Below are 19,668 nucleotides of genomic sequence, written 5' to 3' on the forward strand. Positions count from 1 at the left end.
GTAAGTTTTTTAATACTACAATTTTTAAAGTTGTGTATTAAAGGAGAACGCTATGACCATTAAAAAGAAGACAATGGGCGCTTTTGCTGTTATTATATTAATATCAGTGATATCAAGTATTTTGGTTTCTTATAATAACCAAAAGGTAAAAAGTAATGTGGATGAACTGAGTAATGTTGGGTTCAAAGGAATTACGTTTTTGCTTGAAGCAGACCGAGACTCGTATCAATCGAATGTATCACTACTGCAAATCATGCAGATGCCTTCAGGTGAAAATTTAGAAAAAACAATCACCAAAGGGGCACAAGATAACCTCTTACAAGTAAAACAGCGTTTTACCAAGTTTAAAAATATTTTGGCAGAACACATGCCAAAAGAGAAAGCCAAGTTTGCGTCGTTTGATACCTTTTATGATGCTACAAATAAAGCCACTGAAGAGATGATTGCATTGGTTCGTGCTGGGAATGCTTCGCAAGCGACAACAATCTATTTTGACACGTATTTACAAAGTTACGAATCAATGAGGGATTTGATTGATTATTTTACAGAAGCCACCTATAAAGTCATAGATAAAAATAAAGAGGCAACGGATGCTTTAATTTCTCAATCTCAAACCATTTTTGTCATTATTACACTTTTAACCATTGGGGTATCCATTATTTTGAGTTTTTTACTTGGAAAAATGTTGAATAAATCGTTAGGAAACTTCCAAGTAGGGCTTTTAAATTTCTTTAAATATATTAATGGAGAGATTAAAGAGGTGAATCAACTCAACGAGAGCGGTAAAGATGAAATTTCTGAGATGGCGTTGGTCATTAATAAAAATATTATTAAAACGCAAAAATCTTTAGAGAGTGATCGAAAACTTATTGAAGAGGTGAAACAAGTTGTCGAAAAGGTGAGTCAAGGTAAGTTTAAACAACAAGTTAAAGCAACCACTGAAAATAAAGGTTTAGAGGACTTGAAACATATCTTCAATGAGATGCTAGCGGTGATTTCTAAAAAAGTGTGTGATGATATTGCAAAAATTGAAGCGGCGTATAAAGCGTATGAAAATCTTAATTTTGCATATAAAATTCCGAAAGACAGCGGTTATATTCCCGACATCTTAAATGATTTGGCAAAAATTATTTCTGACATTTTGGTTGAAAATAAATCAAACGGTCTGACACTGGAAGAGAGCTCAAATCAGTTATTGAAAAACGTTGAAGAGTTAAATAATTCAACCAATGATGCGGCATCAAGTTTAGAAGAGACAGCGGCTGCACTGGAAGAGATTAATTCCAATATTCAAAGCAACATGGGCAATGTAGCACAAATGGTGAAATATGCCAATGAGTTAACACACTCTTCTAATGAGGGTGAAACCATGGCTAAAAATACCACGCGTGCAATGGATGATATTAACGAGCAAGTTACGTTGATTAATGAGTCAATTACGGTCATTGATCAAATTGCATTTCAAACCAATATTCTATCACTGAATGCTGCTGTAGAAGCTGCCACTGCTGGTGAAGCTGGAAAAGGCTTTGCGGTGGTTGCTCAAGAAGTGCGTAATTTAGCAGCTCGAAGTGCAGAAGCTGCTAAAGAAATTAAAGAGATCGTTGAAAATGCAACGATCAAAGCCAATGATGGTAAAACGATTTCTGACCAAATGATTACAGGGTACAGTAAACTCAATACCAATGTACAAGAGACAATGAGTTTAATTCAACAAGTTGAATCTGCAACCAAAGAGCAACAAGCCGGAATTGCACAAATCAGTGATGCGGTGAACCAATTAGACCACCAAACACAAAGCAATGCAGCCATTGCAAATGGTACACGAGATATTGCGACATACACGCACTCTATTGCAGTAGATATTTTAGATAATGCCAATAAAAAGAATTTTGAAGGAAAAGAGAGCGTTTTGCCTAAAGATAAAATCAATGAATGAGTTTCTCATTCATTGATATACTGTATGTCCCCAAAATAGGCTTTATAAAAAGGCAGAGTAACCTCTTCAAAGCTCTCTTTGTCTTTATATAAGTTGATGTACCACTCAAATGGTATCTTTTTTGCTTCCAACGCTTGAATGGAGAGCATGGTATCATTAATACTTCCTAAGTTGCTGGGAGCAATTAAAACGGCTTTACACTGTAATATCTTAATCAAATCAATGATGAAAAAATCTTTTTCAATGGGAACCATTAATCCGCCTGCCCCTTCAACAATGAGCACTTCACACTGTTTTTGTGCAAGAGCTATTTTTGATTGGATGTACTCCAAATCAATTTCTGTGCTTTTTTTTGCAACAAAAGGGGCTGCTGGCAGTTCAAACTGGTAAGGTACCACATCATTGATTTCCAGTGTAAACTCAGGGTTCAACTCTTTTACGACGTCTAACAGTTTCCCGCCATCAAGAGGTTCAGTTATTACTCCTGTTTCAATGGGTTTGATATAGCCCACTTTATAACCCTCTTTTGCATACTTTCTTAAAAGCTGCTCACAGGCATAACTCTTTCCCACATCGGTGTTGGTTGCAGTTACAAAAAGCAGTTGGTTATTTTTTATGTTTTTTTCTATTTTCATTGTAAATACTTTTTTGGTATAATAAATTGTATTCTAACGAAAAAGGTTTTAATAAGTGGCAAATGAATTTGAAATAGAATTGGACAGTGAGATACAACTACAAGAGCCAAAAAAATATAAAGTTTTTTTACTCAACGATGATTATTCGACCATGGATTTTGTAGTGGATGTTCTGACAAAAGTTTTTAGAAAAACTGCCGATGAAGCAACAGTAATCATGTTGAACATTCACAACAATGGTCGAGAAGTGTGTGGGATTTATACCTATGAAATAGCTGCAACCAAAGTGGCACAAGTAAAAAATATGGCAAGAAGTAAAGGATTCCCTTTAAAAGCCGTTATGGAAGAAGAGTAAGTTATGATAAGTAAAGAATTAAGAGATGTTTTTTCACAAGCCGTTGCTTACGCAAAAGTAAGCAAACACGAGTATTTGACGCTCGAACATATTTTTTTAATGTTATTAAACAATGATGTCATCTCCTCTTTGTTCACCGATTTGGGATTGGACAAAACCAAAATTTATCAGGAGACCAAAGAGCATATTGAGAAAAATACACCTAAACTTCCTGAAGATGTGAACGATGAACCAATGGAGACATTAACGTTAACATCAACCATTGAACACATGGTTGCACATACGCAAACATCGGGGAAAGGAAATGCTGGCATTGAAGATATGTTTGTGGCTATTTTGAAAAACGAGAAATCTTATGCAACCTATGTGTTAAAGAAACAAGGGGTTGAAAGAATTGATATTTTAGAAGAGATTTCACATAAAGAGTTTGATGAAGCAGATGAGGGTGATCCTTTTTTAAGTGGGGGTGAAACCAAACAAAAAAATATTTTAGAAAAGAATGCAACTGAATTGGTTGCACTGGCTAAAAAAGGGGAGATTGACCCAATAATTGGTCGTGAAGCTGAAATTCAAAGAGTAATTCAAATTTTAAGCCGAAGAAAGAAAAATAATCCACTTTTAGTGGGAGAACCAGGTGTTGGTAAAACTGCCATTGCTGAAGGTTTGGCTTTAGAAATTTCCCAAGAGAAAGTTCCAAGCAGTCTTAAAAATGCTACAGTATACTCTTTGGATATGGGCTCAATGCTTGCAGGGACGAAATACAGAGGAGATTTTGAGAAAAAACTCAAAGGCCTTTTAAAAGAGATCAGTGAGATTGATGATGCCATTTTGTTTATTGATGAAATACATACCATTGTGGGTGCGGGAAGTGTAAGTGGCAGTTCAATGGATGCTTCAAATATCTTAAAACCTTTGTTAGCTAATGGAAAACTTCGATGCATTGGAGCAACGACTTTCAGTGAATTCAGAAATGATTTCAGTAAAGATAAAGCCCTCTCGCGACGTTTTGCAAAAGTGGATGTGAGCGAACCAAGTATTGAAGACACCATAACGATTTTAAATGGTCTAAAAGGAAAATATGAAGAGTTCCATGGTGTAAAATACAACGCCAATGCGATTAAAATTGCGGTGGAGTTGAGTAAAAAGTTCATCACAGACCGATTTTTACCGGACAGTGCGATTGATGTTATCGATGAGGTTGCAGCGACAAAGAAACTTCACGAAGAGAGTAAAAAAAGAAAATCAAAAAGTGTGAATATTACGCAGAAAGATGTGGAAGATACTATTGCAAAAATGGCGCATATTCCTCCAAAATCAGCAACAAAATCAGACTTGACACTGCTTAAATCTTTAGAGAAAAACATGCAAAAGCGTATTTTTGGACAAGACAGTGCGATTGCGCAAATTGTGCAAGCCATTAAAATAAACCGTGCAGGGCTTGGTGGAGATAAAAAACCCATTGGAAGTTTCTTATTTACTGGACCAACAGGGGTGGGTAAAACAGAAGTAGCCAAAGAGCTTTCACATCAACTGGGGATTCATTTTGAACGATTTGATATGAGTGAATACATGGAAGCGCATACGATTTCAAGACTCATTGGAGCACCAGCAGGTTATGTAGGGTTTGAGAATGGAGGATTGCTTACTGAAGCCATCAGAAAGCATCCACACTGCGTATTGCTTTTAGATGAGATTGAAAAAGCGCATCCCGATTTAATGAGTCTGTTATTGCAAGTCATGGACAATGCAGAGTTAACGGATAATAACGGTAACAAAGCAGATTTTCAAAATGTGGTTTTAATCATGACTTCAAACTTGGGTGCCAGTGAAGCCAACGTGATGGGATTTACAAAAGATGATACACTCAATGAAGATAAAGCCATTAAACGCTTCTTTGCTCCAGAGTTTAGAAACAGATTGGATGGCACAGTGAACTTTGCCTCATTGACGTTGGATGTGGTCTCTAAAGTGGTCTCTAAATTTATCACCGATTTAGAGAACCAAATTGTGGATAAAGAGATTAAAATTCTTGTTTCAACCAAAGCGAAAAAAGAGTTGGCACGATTGGGATATGATAAAGAGATGGGAGCCAGACCTCTGAATCGAGTGATTTCTCAATACATTAAAAAAGAGCTTACCGATGAGATTTTGTTTGGCGCATTGAAAAATGGTGGTACAGCACATGTTGATTTTGTCAAAGATAAATTTATATTTAAGTATGACAAAGCCAGTTAAGGATTTGTTGTTGTGGATATTTTAAATTTCAATAAAAGGATTTCTATGAAAAAAGCATTCTATTCATTAGTAGTTGTGATGATGGTTTTAGGTTTAAGTGGTTGTGGTGATGAAAAAAAAGCGGCAGCACCTGTAAAAGAGAGTGCATCAGAGTCTGCTTTAGATAAAGTCAAACAAGAAGTGACTCCTGTGATGGAAACAGTGCAACAAGAAGCAACTGAAGCTATGGATGCCGTAGAAAAAGAAGTGGCTCCAATGGTTGATAAAGCCAAAGAAACACTGCAAGAAGCCAAAGAGGTTGCCAATGAACAAGCTCAATCAATGCAAGAGAGCGTAGAAAAGAGTGTTGAAGAAGCAAAACAACTCGTGGCTACAGAAGATAACAGTGCAAAAGGTGCACAACTCTATGCGAAATGTGCTGCCTGTCATGGTAAAAATGCAGAGAAAAAAGCTCTGAATGCTTCACAAATTATTCAAGGATGGAGCAAAGAAAAAATTGCTGATGCCATTCGTGGGTATAAAAACAGTACCTATGGTGGAGCAATGAAAGCTGTGATGATTGGTCAAGTAGCAACACTGAGTGATGAGGACGTAGAAATCCTTGCTGAATACATTTCAAACTTTTAATTTCAAAGTTAATATGACACAAGGTAGAGTATGCATATTCTGCCTTTGAGTCAATACTCTCATTCTTTTCCTAATCCCTTGGATGCCTGTGATGAAGGTCTTTTGGCCTATGGCGGAGATTTAAACCCCAATCGAATTATGAAAGCCTATATGTCAGGCATTTTTCCTTGGTACAATCAACATGACCCTATATTGTGGTGGAGTCCCAATCCCCGTTTTATTTTAGAGCTTGATGAATTTAAAGTCTCAAAATCGTTGAAAAAACGAATTGACTTAAAGCAGTTTGAAGTTCATTTTGATAGAAATTTTACACAAACCATGATTGAGTGCTCCAAAGTTCCAAGACCGGGACAAACGGGGACTTGGATATTGCCTGAAGTCATTCAAGCGTACAGTGAACTTCATCGTATGGGCTATGCCCACAGTTTTGAGAGTTATTATAAAGAAGAACTTGTTGGTGGAGGTTATGGTATTGCCATAGGCAATATGTTTTGTGGTGAGTCGATGTTTGCCAAGCAAACCGATGCTTCTAAAGTAGCCCTGTATCATTTAGTAGAGCATTTAAAAAAACAAGGGTTTGCTTTTATTGATTGTCAAATACCCACACCACATTTGAGCTCATTGGGTGCGAAAAAAATTTCAAGAGATTCATTTTTGGAACGTGTTAAACAAGCATTGGAAAACCCGCGAGACTTTTAAAACAGATCTTTTTTTATAATTTCTTCGTTATATGAAATTTTTTATGCAGTCACTTACTTTAAGTAAGCTCATTTATAAAAAATTCTCTTTGCCTTGAACTTTTTAAAAAATAGCTATTTTAGTTAATTATAAAAGTATCAAGGAAATAGCTAGTTAATTGTTCTCAACTTTATTTTAGCATTTTTTACTATAATTCCATCAAAATTAATATAAGGTTTTCTTATGATACAAAAGATTGACGTCAACTCAGAAGAGTTCATCAATGAATTAGAAATTACAAAAAATTTTACACAAAAAGTGTGCGAGCAGTTTGGATTTGTTTATAACCCTGAAGAGGATGTTAATGAGTCTGTTCAACAAGGTTTAACTCGAAATAAATTGATTTATGGGAAGAGATTCTGCCCCTGTTTTATGGTCGTAGGTGATACAAAAGAGGAGCAAAAAAAAGCTGACAATCGTGTTTGTCCCTGTAAGCCAGCTTTAGAAGTAGAGATCCCCAATGATGGTAAATGTCGATGTGGGATTTTCTGTACACCAGAATTTGCACAAAAAGCACAAACACAAAACGAGTTAGAGGAGGCAGCGCATACTCATTCCAGAGGATTAAGCAAGCAAGAGTGCGAAGTGTTGCTTCAAAAACAGAATTTAGATTCAAGTGAACTTGAAGCACTGCTTGAAGCCAGAGAAGAAAAGACAATTGAGTTTAACTTAGTGGATGTACGTGAGTGGATGGAGTGGGTGAGTGCTCGAATTAAAGGGTGTGATTATTTGGTTCCCACAACCTCATTTTATAATGCCATTGCACAACTTGAAACACAAAAAGATGTTCCTTCAGTGGTTTATTGTCATATTGGCAGTCGAAGTGCTTATTGCCAACGTATCATGCAAGATTTGGGATTTAAAAGTGTCAGTAACTTAGAGCATGGTATTGTCTCATACCAAGGTGAGATGTTAAGTGGAGAGGAGGATTAAACCTCTGTCTGCGCATTGAGTTTATTCTGCTTTTTAATAAGCTGCATGATAGAAATGAAGAATGTTACTAATGCCGGTCCAATAATCATTCCCCAAAATCCGATGGTTGAAAGTCCCGCAACAATAGAGAAAAAAATCAATAATTCATTAATCGCTGTTGGTGTTTTCACCACTCTTTTATTGATGTATTTTATGATCATGGGTTTGATAAAGGTATCAGCAATAATAGAGATGATGATAATAGAGTATAGGGCAATGTAAATGGCATTGTAAAGTGAACCTGTAAACATTTCATACAAAGCAACGGGTAACCACATGAGTGCTCCACCAATGATGGGGATGAGTGAAGCAAAGCCATACAGTACGCCATACAAAATACCATCATAACCAAAAAGGTTGATGAAAAATCCAAACAAAAAACCTTCAAAAATGGCCGTAACTAAAATCGAGTATAATACAATACTCATTACATTGGATGACTCATTAAACAACGCTTTGCTGTCTTCATGGTTTAAAGGGATGAGTTCAATAATAAAGCTTGAAAACTCTTTGTTGTAAAGATTCATAAAAAAATAAAAAGTTAAAATCAGCACCATATCAATCATAAAGCGTGCGGAGTTTTTTCCCAAAAGTGCTCCAAAAGAGATGGTTTTTTCAAGCATGGTTGCAATATTGATTTGTTCTAAAGAACGATTCAAATGCTCTTTGATAAAGGCATATTCATTGGGCAGACGATTGACCACTTCTAATGTAAAATCATACATATTCATGATGGCTTGCTTATCCATATGGTTCACATAATTAATAAATGAGAAGATAAAGTACATCAATGGAATAAAAAACACCGCTCCTAAAAACAGGGTCATAAAAACCGAACTAAAGAGTCTGTTTTTAAAACGAAACAGAACAAAATTAAAAATCGAGTTGGTGGCAATCGCTAAAAGCAGAGCCACTAAAATTGCTTTTAAAAAGGGTTGAAATAGGTCTGCCAAAAAGTAAAGAACAATAGCAGCGATACCCAATAAAAAGTGTTGTGGTTTCAAAAAAGAGTCTCCTCTTTTTTCTCTAAAGCAGGTGGTGTGAGTCTAAAAAGTTCATAACTTTTTACGCTGGCCACTCGTCCACGAGCTGTTCTTTCAATATAACCATTGGCTAATAAGTAAGGTTCAATTGCATCTTCAATGGTACCTTCATCTTCACTCAGTGCTGCTGCAATGGTTGAAAGCCCCATTGGTTTTCCTTTATTGGAAATCAGAAGTTCTAAAAGGTTTAAGTCCATCTCATCAAACCCTTTGTCATTCACACCCAGTTCATCTAAGGCGTATTGACATCGTGAAAGTATGATTTCATCTTCTGCTTCTACTTCCGCAAAGTCTCGTACACGTCTTAATAAACGCAGAGCCACCCTTGGTGTACCACGGCTTCGTCGTGCTATTTCTAAACTGGCATCGTCTTGGCAAAATTTCTCTAATTTTGAAGAGGCTTTTTGAATGATTTTGGCCAACTCTTTGTCGGTATAAAACTGCATTCTAAAGTGCATTCCAAAACGTTCTCGAAGTGGATTAGAGAGCATTCCTGCACGTGTGGTTGCCCCAATAAGCGTAAAACGGGGTAGGTCAATTTTCACTGTTTGAGCAGCAGGTCCAGACCCAATGATGATATCTAAACGATAATCTTCCATAGCAGGATACAAAATTTCTTCAACTGCAGGTGAGAGTCGATGAATTTCATCAATAAAGAGAATGTCACCCTCTTCAAGATTGGTTAAAATGGCTGCTAAATCACCACTTTTTTCAATCATGGGACCTGCAGTAATTTTAATGTTACTGTTCATCTCATGACTGATAAGGTAACTCAGCGTCGTTTTCCCAAGCCCTGGAGGTCCATAAAAAAGAATATGGTCAAGTGCTTCATTTCGTTTTTTACTCGCATCAATAAAGACACGCAGGTTTTTTTTGATTTTTTCTTGACCAATATAATCATCCCAAGAAGAGGGACGTAAATTGGCCTCTTGATTGTTCTCTTCAAATGAGACTTGCTCAACCTCCACAACTCTTTCCACGCTTAATACTCCTCCTCTTTACTTGGAAAAAGGCCTGATTCTACATCTTCTTTGTACTGTTTAACAGCTTGTCGTATTAACTCGCCACCGTTTAAATAACGTCGTACAAACTTGGGTTTAAACGCTTCAAAAAAACCAAGCATATCAGACCAAACTAAGACTTGACCATCGGTCACATTGCCTGCACCAATTCCAATAATGGGTATTTTTACAGCTTGGGTAATCGCTTTTGCCGCTTCCGTTTTTACCCCTTCTAAGACAATACAAAATGCACCCGCAGCCTCTATGGCTTTGGCATCGCGTACAAGTTGTTCAATATCTTCAGGGGTTTTCCCTCGTACTTTATAACCGCCTTCGCTTCGTACATATTGTGGCATAAGTCCAATGTGTCCCATAACGGCAATGCAGTTAGAGGTGAGGTGTTTTACAATATGTGCACGCTCTTCACCCCCTTCAATTTTTACAGCAGCTGCTTGAGTTTGGGCATAGACTTGCACACAGCTTTCTAAGGCTTTTTCTTCATTGGTGTACGTACCAAAAGGCATATCGCAAATAACAAAGGAGTTGGGTGCACCTGCACAAACGGCTTTGGTGTGGTAAATCATTTGATCCAAAGTTGCACTTAAAGTGTCTTGTGCTCCTGCAAAACTGTGGTTAAGACTGTCTCCGACTAAAATCATGTCGCTGTCTTGCTCAAAAAGTTTGGCAAACAAAGCATCATAAGCGGTGATAACGGTTAATTTTTTTTCATGTTTTGCTTTTTTGATTTTAGAGATGGTCATCTTCTCTTTATATGTTTCATTGTTTGTAATACTCAAAATAAATTCTCCTAAAAACATATTCATAAATGAAGATATATTATAGCTAATAATTTCTTTTTATGCTTGAAAAATTCCAAAATTGCACGAATTTATCACACTTTACAAAGAGTTCTTAAATACAGTTTTGTTATACTCTAATATATTTCCGTTAAAACTTACCCACACACAAAGCAGTTCTAAAATGAAACGAAACAGAAAAGTCAACGCTCACTTAACTGAACAAACAATCATGTTTGCCAGCATTACCAAATGGATATTAATTTCATCAGTCATTGGTGCACTCATTGGTGCCATCGTATCTTTTTTCTTAAAAGTGTTGGAGTATTTTGAAAACACACGAAGTGCTCTCCCTTTTGATTACTATTATACGCTTCCATTTGCTTTGGTTGTTACGGTGATTATCATTCGTAAAATCGCACCCAATGCAAAAGGACACGGTACAGAAAAGGTGATTGAATCCGTACACAAACACTCAGGTAAGATGGATGTGAAAGTCATACCTGTCAAACTTTTTGCAACTGTGTTGACCATCTTTTCTGGGGGGTCAGTTGGTAAAGAGGGGCCTGGAGCTCAAATAGGAGCTGCCAGTGCTTCATTGGTTGCAAGTATGTTTAAATTCACGAATCGTGACCGAAAGAAAGTGGTCATTTGTGGTATCAGCGCTGGGTTTGCTTCAGTATTTGGTACACCATTAGCAGGTGCTATTTTTGGTGTGGAGATTTTGATTGTGGGTGCGTTAATGTATGACATTTTGTTGCCTTCGATTGTAGCAGGATTTTCAGCTTTTTTTGTGGCAAAAATGTTGGGGATCAGTTACACCTATTTTGACATCGCCTTTTATTCTAAGTTTGATTTTGACCATATGCTCATTGCCAAAATCATTTTAGGGGGAATCTTTTTTGGATTGGTGGCAGATTTTGTCATTACAACTCTTAAAGAGATTCATCGATTTGCTGTGAATATCAAATTGAATTATATTTTAAAAGCCTTTTTTGGTGGAGTGTTGATTGTCTTTTTGACTCTTTTAGTGGGAGATGATTATTTGGGACTTGGGTTTTCAACTATTGTAGACTCGCTTTCTCCATATGATGTCGATAACACTGAAGTGCCGTGGTATGCTTTTATTTTTAAAACCGTTTTCACAGCACTTACGCTTGGGTTTGGTGGAAGTGGAGGGGTGATTACTCCTATTTTTTATGTGGGTGCTACCAGTGGTAACTTTTTTGGTTGGTTGGTTGATGGTTATATTCCCTTGTTTGCTGCTTTAGGTTTTGTAAGTGTATTAGCTGGAACAACAAGTGCACCTATTGCAGCCATGATTATGGCCGTGGAGCTTTTTGGTATGAATGTGGCACATTATGCAGCATTGTCCATTATCATTGCATTTTTAATGACGGGGCATCGAAGTGTATTCCCTTCACAAGTGTTGGCGATGAAAAAATCAGAAGCTTTAAGTGTGAAGTTAGGGGAAGAGATGGTCAATACCAAAGCCACCTATACCACACGATTTTTCCAACACATACATGCATTGGTGAAGTTGGTGATGATTAAATTTAAACGAGCCAAAAGAAACCGTGATCGTATAAACAAAGAGTAGTTTGATACGATTTTGGCTAAAATAGAGCAATTTAAAGACAGGATAACAATTTGAAGAAATTAGTAGGTTATATTACGACAGCTTTTCCCAGTAAAGATTTTACCGTTGATTTGAGTTTTTCAATGGCAGAAGCAGGGGTGGATACTTTAGAATTGGGTATTCCTTTTTCTGATCCCGTCGCGGATGGACCAGTGATTGAAAAAGCCAATTTAATCAGTCTACAAAATGGGTTTAAGATGAAAGATCTGTTTGAGGTCACTGAACAAATTGCACCTAAAATAGATACGCTGTGGATGGGATACATGAACACTTTTTACCATCAAGGCATGGAAACAATTGTTAAAAAAGCGCAAGCTTTAGGTCTGCATGGAGCCATTATTCCTGATTTACCTTATGAAGAGACAAAATCATACAGTGAACTTTTTAAAGCACATGAGCAAGCGCTTATCAGTTTTGTGGCACCTACGGATACAAAAGAGCGAATAGCGACCATTGTAAAAGATGCTCAAAAATTCATCTATCTTGTGGCGTATGCAGGCATTACAGGGAGTGGCAAGAGTGAAGACTTGACCCAAGTGATTGAGTATACACGTCAAAGCAGCGATACCCCTATTTATATTGGTTTTGGAGTGGATGAAACAACAGCTAAAAGTAAAGCAAAGGGTGTGGATGGTGTGATTGTAGGTTCTGCATTTGTTAAAATACTTTTGGATGAGACTTTAAATCATACAGAAAAAATCAAAAGAGTCTCTTCTTTAGCTAAAGAGATCAAAGAGAAAATCAACGAATAGTCATGCGTATTGTTCAAGAAGATATTGAGTTTGTTGAAGAGAACCGCGAGTGTTCTTATTTTGATGAGGAAGTATCCGATATCCGTTATCGGTACATACAAAAGTGCAGCAAAGAGGATTATCAAAACATGTTGGAGCATGGGTGGCGTCGATTTGGGCATATGCACTTTGTGCCAGAGTGTAAAAACTGCACCAAATGTATCTCCATGCGCATTGATGTTAAAAATTACACTTTCTCTAAATCCGATAAAAGGGTGCTTGCAAAAAACAAAGACACAGAAGTGTACATTCAACCACCCAGTCTCTCCATTGAACATTTGAAGCTGTATGATAAATATCATGAGCATATGAGTGAAAAAAAAGAGTGGCCGTATTCCCCCATAACACCATCCGAGTATCAGCGCTCTTATATTGATGGCAATGTTGATTTTGCGCAAGAGTTTTTATATGTGCGTGATGGTAATCTTGTAGGGGTTGCATTGACCGATGTTCTGCCTCAAGCCATCTCTTCAATTTATTGTTATTATGACCATGATTTTGAAAAATACTCTTTGGGAAGATTCTCCATTTTGGCACAAATAAAAGTGGCTAAAGAGTTAAATATTCCTTATATTTATTTGGGATATTGGATACAAAACCATTTTAGTATGGGATATAAAGAGGCGTATCAACCCTTTGAAATATTGACCAATCGAGCTTCATTGGATGAGATTACAATTTGGCAACCATATAAAGGTTAAAAAACTTTGACAAAAACAGAGTTTTGGGTATAATATTTATTAATAAAAATTTTCGAGTAAGCGTTCACACAATTAAGGATAAAGAATGAAAAAAATAGTGGCACTTTTTTTATTGGTTTCATGCTTTGCACAAGCTGAGATAGTAGAGACTGAATATGATGAAAAAGTAGCAGATTGTCTTATTTTAAAAGATGAAAACTCTATTATTTGTAAATATACGAATGAACGACGAACCGAAGATTATGAAGTGGTTTTTGAATGGATTGATCCAACAGGCGATGTTTCGAGAAAAAGAACCATGTTAATTCCCGCAGGTCATGGTTCTGTTTATGACTTCAGATACATCAGTGGACGAATGAAAGGTATTTGGACATTCAGAGTTATTGATAATGATCAAATCGTTACAACGACCTTTGAATTAGAGTAGAGCTTCTTTTATAGTTGTATAATTTTTTTAAGATTGTTTAGAAGAGATGTTTTGTATTTTATTGGCGTTTAACCAATAAAATACTTTGTAAGATTGTATGCAAAAAAAGACAACACCCAAGCGGTTCCTGTTGTAAATATAAACAGATATCCCAAATATTTCCAACCTCCTGCTTCTCGTGCAAATACCATTGATGCAGCTAAGCATGGAAGGTAAATCATAACAAAGACAACAAAGGCAATGGCCGCTGGTACAGGGATGTTGTTTTTGATTTTTGAAATGAGTGTATCACTGGTTTCATCTGCTCCGTCTCCTAGACCATATAAAATTCCTAACGTTGATACCACGATCTCTTTAGCTGCAAGCCCTGTTTCAAGAGCAACAGACATCTTCCAGTCAAAACCTAAAGGTGCAAAGAGTGGTTCTGAAAATTTCCCCAGTTTCCCTAAGTAAGAGTTTTCTAAATTATAAAGTACGAGCTCGTTTTGAAGACGTGATGCCTCTTCTAAAGAGTTGGTTTGTTCAATTTGAGCATTGATTTTTGTTTCATATTCTGGATATTTGGGATAATTAGAAGCAAACCAAATAAGAATGGATGCTGCTAAAATATATGTACCCGCTTTTTTTAAGTACATCATCGCTTGATTTGAAACGGTGTGCCAAATGAGTTTAAACGAAGGCATTCGGTATTTGGGCATCTCCATTACAAAAGGCTCATCTTCACTTTTAAAGACGACAATTTTGAGCACTTTTGCCGCAATAAGTCCCAACAATGCACCAGAAATATAGATTAAGAAAAGCACATTTCCTGCATTTGATGAGTTAAAAAATGCTCCTGTAAACAGAACATAAATGGGCAATCTTGCACCACATGACATGAATCCAATGACAAACAGAGTTAACAGCCGATCGCGTTCATTTTTAAGGGTACGCGCGGCCATATATGCTGGAACAGAACACCCAAACCCTGTTACTAAAGGAATAAACGATTTTCCATGAAGACCAAATTTATGGAAAAATCCATCCAGTAAAAAAGCAACACGACTCATATACCCTGTGGTTTCAAGCAGTGCAATTCCAAAAAAGAGTATCACAATATTTGGAACAAACAAAATAACAGCACCCACACCTGCAATGGCACCATCGGCAATCATGTATGAGAGTTGATTTTCCCCCAAAACGGCTTTGGTGTTGTCAATTAAATTGGCAAAAAATGCATCAATCATATCCATTGGGATATTTCCCAATTCAAAGGTGAGTTGGAAGAGCAACCACATAAAAAAGAAGAAAATAGGTAAACCAAAGAATTTATGAATCAAAATAGAATCAATTTTGGAAGTGATGTCCTCTTTGAGTGATTTTTTCTCTGTCACAGTTTCAATAGTGGCACCTCGAGCGAATGAGGCTTGCTCTTCTGTGAAGATATCGTACATATCTTTGGTATTGTAATGCAAATAGATGTGCTCAAAGGCGTGTTTTAAAGTGTGTTGCAACTCCACCCAAATAGGATCATCATGGAATTTTTTATAGGTACTTTTATCCTCTTTTAACAGCTTGATGGCTAACTCTCTGTAAGTGACATTGGATTTGAAATTTTTATCTTTGAACAGGGTGACAATATTGGCAATTTCCTCTTCAATTGGATCAGAGAAGATCAGTTTTGAAGGCACCTTTTCACTTTCAAATTTTTTTATGATGGCTTCAAGCAGTTCATCTATACCGGTATTTTTGGCCGCACTGGTTTTAATACAGGGTTTTCCAAGGATTTTGCTCAGTTGTTTCTCATCAATTTCAATCCCTTCATTGTGGGCTTCATCACTCATGTTTAAAACAATGATCATTTTTTTGTCCAGTGCTAACAGTTCGCTGGTTAAAAAGAGGTTTCGTTCAATATTGGTGGAGTCTAAAACATTGATAATAATATCATATGGAGAGTTTTCTAAATACTCTTTGGTCACACGCTCTTCAAGGGTGTAATCATTGAGTGAGTAAGACCCAGGAAGGTCTGTGATTTCAATCGTATAGTCTTTGTATTTAAAAATAATCTCTTGTTTCTCAACCGTGACGCCTGAGAAGTTTCCTACTTTCAATCGTGCGTTTGAAATGGAGTTAATGAGCATCGATTTTCCAACATTGGGTTGACCCACCAATGCAATTTTTATAATATGTTTGGTTGATTTTTTTGGATTCATTGTGCTTCTACTTCAATGTTTTGTGCTTCAGAAATTCGTAAAGCCACTTTGGTTTTATTCACCGATATTTCCATTGTATTTTTTGCAAGTGTTACTTCTTGTAAAGTGATATTTGCGCCTTTATTGATTCCAAATGAGGTCAATCGTGCTTTGAGTGCTTGCGGTGCATTAACGTTTTTAATTACAGCAGAGTCTCCCTTATTTAAACTGTCCAGTGTCATCTCTTCTACCTTATAAACTAATAATGATTATTATAATGAAATTTAACTTATTCTTTCTTGATGAGAGTCAAAAAATTATTAATCAAAATATAATATTATCTTATTTGTTTTTTTGGCTAACTTTAGCTATACTTTTTGTAATTAATTTTTTAAGGGCATATATTTATGACAAATAATAATGAACAGGCAATTGATGAGCTCAAAAAGATTGTAAAACAAAAAGGTCTGAAATATACTGAGCAAAGAGAGATAGTACTAAAAATTTTATTGCATGCACATGCACATTTAACAGCAGAAGAGATTTATAACCAAATTAAACTCGAAGAGCCAGAATCTAACATAGGTATTGCGACAGTTTATCGGGCATTAGGGTTTTTAGAAGAGGTGAATTTAATTACTTCCATTGTATTTGGAAATGACGGAAAAAAATATGAGAGTAATGCTAAAGAACATCACGATCACTTAATATGCACATCTTGTGGAAAAATCGTAGAGTTTGTGGATGATGAAATTGAGAAACGACAAGATAAAATTGCATCTAAAAACAAGTTTAAAATTACAAGCCACTCTATGCAGTTGTATGGATTGTGCTCAAACTGTCAATAATATTAAGGAAACTCCTTAATATTATTTTGAGCAACTCTCATTGCAATAACACTCACTGCAATCTTTTATACCCATTATTTTAACATACTCATCGTACACACACCCCACACTTCTTTTAGCACAAATAAAAGGAATGTTTTGTCGTTTGGCTTCATTTTTATATTTATGCATCACATTGTGGTTTAAAAAAGAGGTGAGCATGACAATACAGTCGGTGTCCATTGGGATTTTCTTTTTGGGAGCAGAAGATTTTTTGCGTGCATCCCAATGATTGATTTTTTTAGCACCTAAACTTTGCAACATGGTCGAAATTTGTGAGATTTGATCTCCTCCAATAACTAATACACTCATTTTATCTCCTTTAGCATGTACACCCAGTAGGTTCAATCAATTCTGTTTTATTATCCAGTTCAAATAGCTTATTCATCTTTACTCCTTTTTGATAATCGTTATTAAAATACTACACGAGTTTATCTTAAATAAACATTAATAATGATAATAAATATCAAAAAGAAGAGAATTTGGAGATAAAAAAAGGAGCTCCTCAAATGAGAAACTCCTAAAAATTGTAACTATGGCAGTAGTTTTATTTTTTAAAATGAGTAAGTAACGTTTGCAAATACTTTGTCGTAATCTGAATCAGAACCGTCATCATCATAATCAACGTATGTAATGGCAGCACTTAATTCATCTGTAATGGCATATTCTGCAATGAAGTTAAACTCATCCACATCCAAACCATTGTTTGTATCAGTGTCATAATCTGTTGTTGAATAAAGTGCAGTTAATGTTAAATCAGCAATCGAGTAAGATGCACTTCCATAAAATGTTTTTGCATCCAATCCATCATAGATTTTTTCTCCATCATCCATTGGACTCATATTATCTCCATACGCTGCAATACTTCCACTTGCACCATCTGAATCGGTTTTAATATATCCTGCTGCTAATGCCAGACCAACCACATTGAGTCGCCCTTCAAGATTGTAGATGCTACCATCTTCTTTTGTCATAATAGAGTTACTGTCTTGGTTTGATGCTGCATAGTGAGCTGTTACCCCAAACATATCTGTATCATAAGCAACTTTGAAACCGTAAAAGTCTGCTTCATCTGGTGCTGTATAGGCATATGGGTTTAATAATAAACCTTCAATACCTTCATATTTAACATCCAATACATACGCACCATCTTCAGTGATCTCTTCAAAGTCAGCTGTTGTATCAAATGCAATCTCTGCTTGTCGATCCGTGTACCCTAAGACAATTGTTGTATCTGGAATGGCTGTAATCCCTGCAACAACTGATTCATTGTAATCACCCAACCACTCTAAGTCAATCTCTTGTCGACCCACAGATACAAAGAAGTTACTGTTTGCATATTTAATGGCTGCTGTGTGCATTACGGCATCATTAGCAAATATCTCTTCGTAGTCTGTATCATTCTTTTCATGAAACTCATGTTGTGCTCGTGCACCTAAAGAGATACTCACACCATTATACGTATCTGTTTCATAACTTAATCCAATTGAACCTGCTGTGACACTGGTGTCATCAGAACCTTTGTGATCTACTGATTCGTGATAAACAGTAAAATCTCCACTTGTTTTACCATTGGCAAATGCCTCTTTAATGCTGTTTGATTCTGCGAACAACGCAGTGCTGCTTAAAAGTAGACCGCAAGCGACTAAACTTAGATTTTTCATTTAAACTCCTATTGTTTGATGATTGAAATGATAATAGATAATAATTTAAAGAAAGCTTATAGTGATAATTGTTATCAATTTTAGACTTATGAAAATGTATTAAATATGTAATTAAGTAAAATAGCATTAAAATAGCATTTCTAAATTTATGATGCGTACTGTGGCGGCAGTACCGTTCTGACAAAAGTGAGTGAATATGTTAAATAATATGTCAACACGTGCTAAATTAATGCTTTTACCAGCACTTTTTTTAGTTATTGTGATAGTTTCAGGATTTGTCTTTAATCATTACAATAGTATGGTTAAAACCAGAGTATATGCTGCAAGTCAAACGGATGTTTTTATCCAACAAGTTTTAAAAGGACGAATTGCAGTCTATCAATTTTTACGTTTACCCAATGAAAACAATGCACAAAATGTGCGAGATGCGTTTTCACAACTTGATCAAAGTGTCAATGCGTTAAAGTCAATTTTAACGATGGAAAAAAGCATTAAAATGGCCGATGAAATTTTAATGTTATCACAAGAGTATATTGAGCATTTTGATGATTTTTCACAACAAAGAGTCAAAGAGTTCAATGATGGAGTAAAAGATGAAGGCAGTAAAGTCAAAGCCATCATCGCCAAAATGGTCAAGGTTGGTTTGAAACTTGAAGAGGATTTGGCATCAATCAATAAAAGTGCGATTGAGTTAAAAGAAGAGGGAGAATCTTTATTAACCACCACACTATTTATCATTGCAGTTGTTGCAACCATTGTATTTTTTCTGTTTTCAGTTCTGTTTTCAAATATCATAGTCAATACTTTAAATCATTTTCAAACCGGGTTATTGAGTTTCTTCAGATACTTAAATAAAGAGGAGAGAGAGGCACACCTTATTGAAATAAACAGTAAAGATGAATTTGGTGCAATGTCAACGGTGGTCAATGATAATATTAAAAAGATTCAAGCAGGACTACTTAAAGATAATGAAGCCGTAAGTGAAGCATTGAGTGTGGTAGAACAAGCCATAAAAGGACATTTAGATGTGCAATTAACCAAACAAG

The 19,668-nt window shown here is 36.1% G+C and carries 19 protein-coding genes and 1 pseudogene; 12 read left to right on the forward strand and 8 right to left on the reverse strand.

The window, feature by feature from the left end:
• The first annotated feature begins 52 nt into the window (after positions 1-52).
• Positions 53-1,939 (forward strand): HAMP domain-containing methyl-accepting chemotaxis protein, encoded by a 1,887-nt coding sequence (locus CRV04_RS09570; protein WP_128996623.1) that lies wholly within the window; start codon positions 53-55, stop codon positions 1,937-1,939.
• Positions 1,940-1,944: 5 nt separating this feature from the next.
• On the opposite strand, the gene bioD is transcribed toward CRV04_RS09570, so the two are convergent.
• The gene (gene bioD, locus CRV04_RS09575; RefSeq protein WP_128996624.1) at positions 1,945-2,574 is read right to left on the reverse strand and encodes a dethiobiotin synthase; all 630 of its coding nucleotides are present in this window, start codon (positions 2,572-2,574) and stop codon (positions 1,945-1,947) included.
• A 55-nt stretch (positions 2,575-2,629) separates the two neighbouring features.
• Between bioD and clpS the strand changes: the two genes are divergently transcribed.
• From clpS to CRV04_RS09600, 5 genes are all read left to right on the forward strand, one after another.
• Positions 2,630-2,929 carry an ATP-dependent Clp protease adapter ClpS gene (gene clpS / locus CRV04_RS09580; RefSeq protein WP_128996625.1) on the forward strand — a complete coding sequence of 100 codons (300 nt, stop codon included), beginning with the start codon at positions 2,630-2,632 and terminating at the stop codon, positions 2,927-2,929.
• Between the two features lie 3 nt (positions 2,930-2,932).
• Positions 2,933-5,164: an ATP-dependent Clp protease ATP-binding subunit ClpA gene (clpA, locus tag CRV04_RS09585; protein ID WP_128996626.1), complete on the forward strand. Its 2,232-nt coding sequence runs from the start codon at positions 2,933-2,935 to the stop codon at positions 5,162-5,164.
• Between the two features lie 45 nt (positions 5,165-5,209).
• On the forward strand, positions 5,210-5,791 hold the full coding sequence (locus CRV04_RS12995; RefSeq protein WP_228126526.1) for a c-type cytochrome: 582 nt from the start codon (positions 5,210-5,212) through the stop codon (positions 5,789-5,791).
• Between the two features lie 30 nt (positions 5,792-5,821).
• On the forward strand, positions 5,822-6,490 hold the full coding sequence (gene aat / locus CRV04_RS09595) for a leucyl/phenylalanyl-tRNA--protein transferase (protein WP_228126527.1): 669 nt from the start codon (positions 5,822-5,824) through the stop codon (positions 6,488-6,490).
• 222 nt (positions 6,491-6,712) lie between these two features.
• Entirely contained in the window at positions 6,713-7,462 is a 750-nt protein-coding gene (locus CRV04_RS09600; protein WP_128996627.1) for a ferredoxin-thioredoxin reductase catalytic domain-containing protein, read from the forward strand.
• Here the strand turns inward: CRV04_RS09600 and CRV04_RS09605 are convergent.
• From CRV04_RS09605 to panB, 3 genes are read right to left on the reverse strand one after another with little or no spacing between them, the layout of a single operon-like run.
• Positions 7,459-8,505: an AI-2E family transporter gene (locus CRV04_RS09605; RefSeq protein WP_128996628.1), complete on the reverse strand. Its 1,047-nt coding sequence runs from the start codon at positions 8,503-8,505 to the stop codon at positions 7,459-7,461. The two genes, CRV04_RS09600 and CRV04_RS09605, sit on opposite strands and share 4 nt — an antisense overlap.
• Positions 8,502-9,524, reverse strand: coding sequence for a Holliday junction branch migration DNA helicase RuvB (ruvB, locus tag CRV04_RS09610; RefSeq protein ID WP_128996629.1), 1,023 nt, complete (start codon positions 9,522-9,524; stop codon positions 8,502-8,504). Before ruvB ends, CRV04_RS09605 begins: the two co-directional genes overlap by 4 nt.
• A 2-nt stretch (positions 9,525-9,526) precedes the next feature.
• The gene (gene panB, locus CRV04_RS09615) at positions 9,527-10,363 is read right to left on the reverse strand and encodes a 3-methyl-2-oxobutanoate hydroxymethyltransferase (protein WP_128996645.1); all 837 of its coding nucleotides are present in this window, start codon (positions 10,361-10,363) and stop codon (positions 9,527-9,529) included.
• Between the two features lie 163 nt (positions 10,364-10,526).
• Here panB and CRV04_RS09620 point away from each other — a divergent pair, with 163 nt between their 5' ends.
• From CRV04_RS09620 to CRV04_RS09635, 4 genes are all read left to right on the forward strand, one after another.
• Positions 10,527-11,942, forward strand: a complete 1,416-nt coding sequence (locus CRV04_RS09620) for a chloride channel protein (RefSeq protein ID WP_128996630.1) — start codon at positions 10,527-10,529, stop codon at positions 11,940-11,942.
• 50 nt (positions 11,943-11,992) lie between these two features.
• Positions 11,993-12,733: a tryptophan synthase subunit alpha gene (gene trpA / locus CRV04_RS09625; RefSeq protein ID WP_128996631.1), complete on the forward strand. Its 741-nt coding sequence runs from the start codon at positions 11,993-11,995 to the stop codon at positions 12,731-12,733.
• Positions 12,734-12,735: 2 nt separating this feature from the next.
• Complete coding sequence (locus CRV04_RS09630; protein WP_128996632.1) at positions 12,736-13,473, forward strand: arginyltransferase; 738 nt, start codon at positions 12,736-12,738, stop codon at positions 13,471-13,473.
• A gap of 85 nt (positions 13,474-13,558) precedes the next feature.
• Positions 13,559-13,900 (forward strand): hypothetical protein, encoded by a 342-nt coding sequence (locus CRV04_RS09635; RefSeq protein WP_128996633.1) that lies wholly within the window; start codon positions 13,559-13,561, stop codon positions 13,898-13,900.
• A gap of 68 nt (positions 13,901-13,968) precedes the next feature.
• Here CRV04_RS09635 and feoB read toward each other — a convergent pair whose 3' ends face one another.
• Together feoB and CRV04_RS09645 are read right to left on the reverse strand one after the other, a co-directional pair.
• Positions 13,969-16,092: a ferrous iron transport protein B gene (gene feoB / locus CRV04_RS09640; RefSeq protein ID WP_128996634.1), complete on the reverse strand. Its 2,124-nt coding sequence runs from the start codon at positions 16,090-16,092 to the stop codon at positions 13,969-13,971.
• On the reverse strand, positions 16,089-16,313 hold the full coding sequence (locus CRV04_RS09645; RefSeq protein WP_128996635.1) for a FeoA family protein: 225 nt from the start codon (positions 16,311-16,313) through the stop codon (positions 16,089-16,091). The genes feoB and CRV04_RS09645 overlap by 4 nt, the downstream gene beginning before the upstream one ends.
• 165 nt (positions 16,314-16,478) lie before the next feature.
• On the opposite strand from CRV04_RS09645, the gene CRV04_RS09650 reads away from it, so the two are divergent.
• On the forward strand, positions 16,479-16,919 hold the full coding sequence (locus CRV04_RS09650) for a Fur family transcriptional regulator (RefSeq protein WP_128996636.1): 441 nt from the start codon (positions 16,479-16,481) through the stop codon (positions 16,917-16,919).
• Positions 16,920-16,940: 21 nt separating this feature from the next.
• Here the strand turns inward: CRV04_RS09650 and CRV04_RS09655 are convergent, their stop codons facing one another.
• Both CRV04_RS09655 and CRV04_RS09660 read right to left on the reverse strand, forming a co-directional pair.
• The gene (locus CRV04_RS09655; RefSeq protein WP_128996637.1) at positions 16,941-17,270 is read right to left on the reverse strand and encodes a DUF2325 domain-containing protein; all 330 of its coding nucleotides are present in this window, start codon (positions 17,268-17,270) and stop codon (positions 16,941-16,943) included.
• Between the two features lie 242 nt (positions 17,271-17,512).
• Entirely contained in the window at positions 17,513-18,622 is a 1,110-nt protein-coding gene (locus CRV04_RS09660; RefSeq protein WP_128996638.1) for an Opr family porin, read from the reverse strand.
• Positions 18,623-18,818: 196 nt separating this feature from the next.
• Here CRV04_RS09660 and CRV04_RS09665 point away from each other — a divergent pair.
• A pseudogene (locus CRV04_RS09665) lies at positions 18,819-19,668 on the forward strand (methyl-accepting chemotaxis protein); the annotation flags it as partial.

Source organism: Candidatus Marinarcus aquaticus, from assembly GCF_004116335.1.
GTDB lineage: Bacteria > Campylobacterota > Campylobacteria > Campylobacterales > Arcobacteraceae > Marinarcus > Marinarcus aquaticus.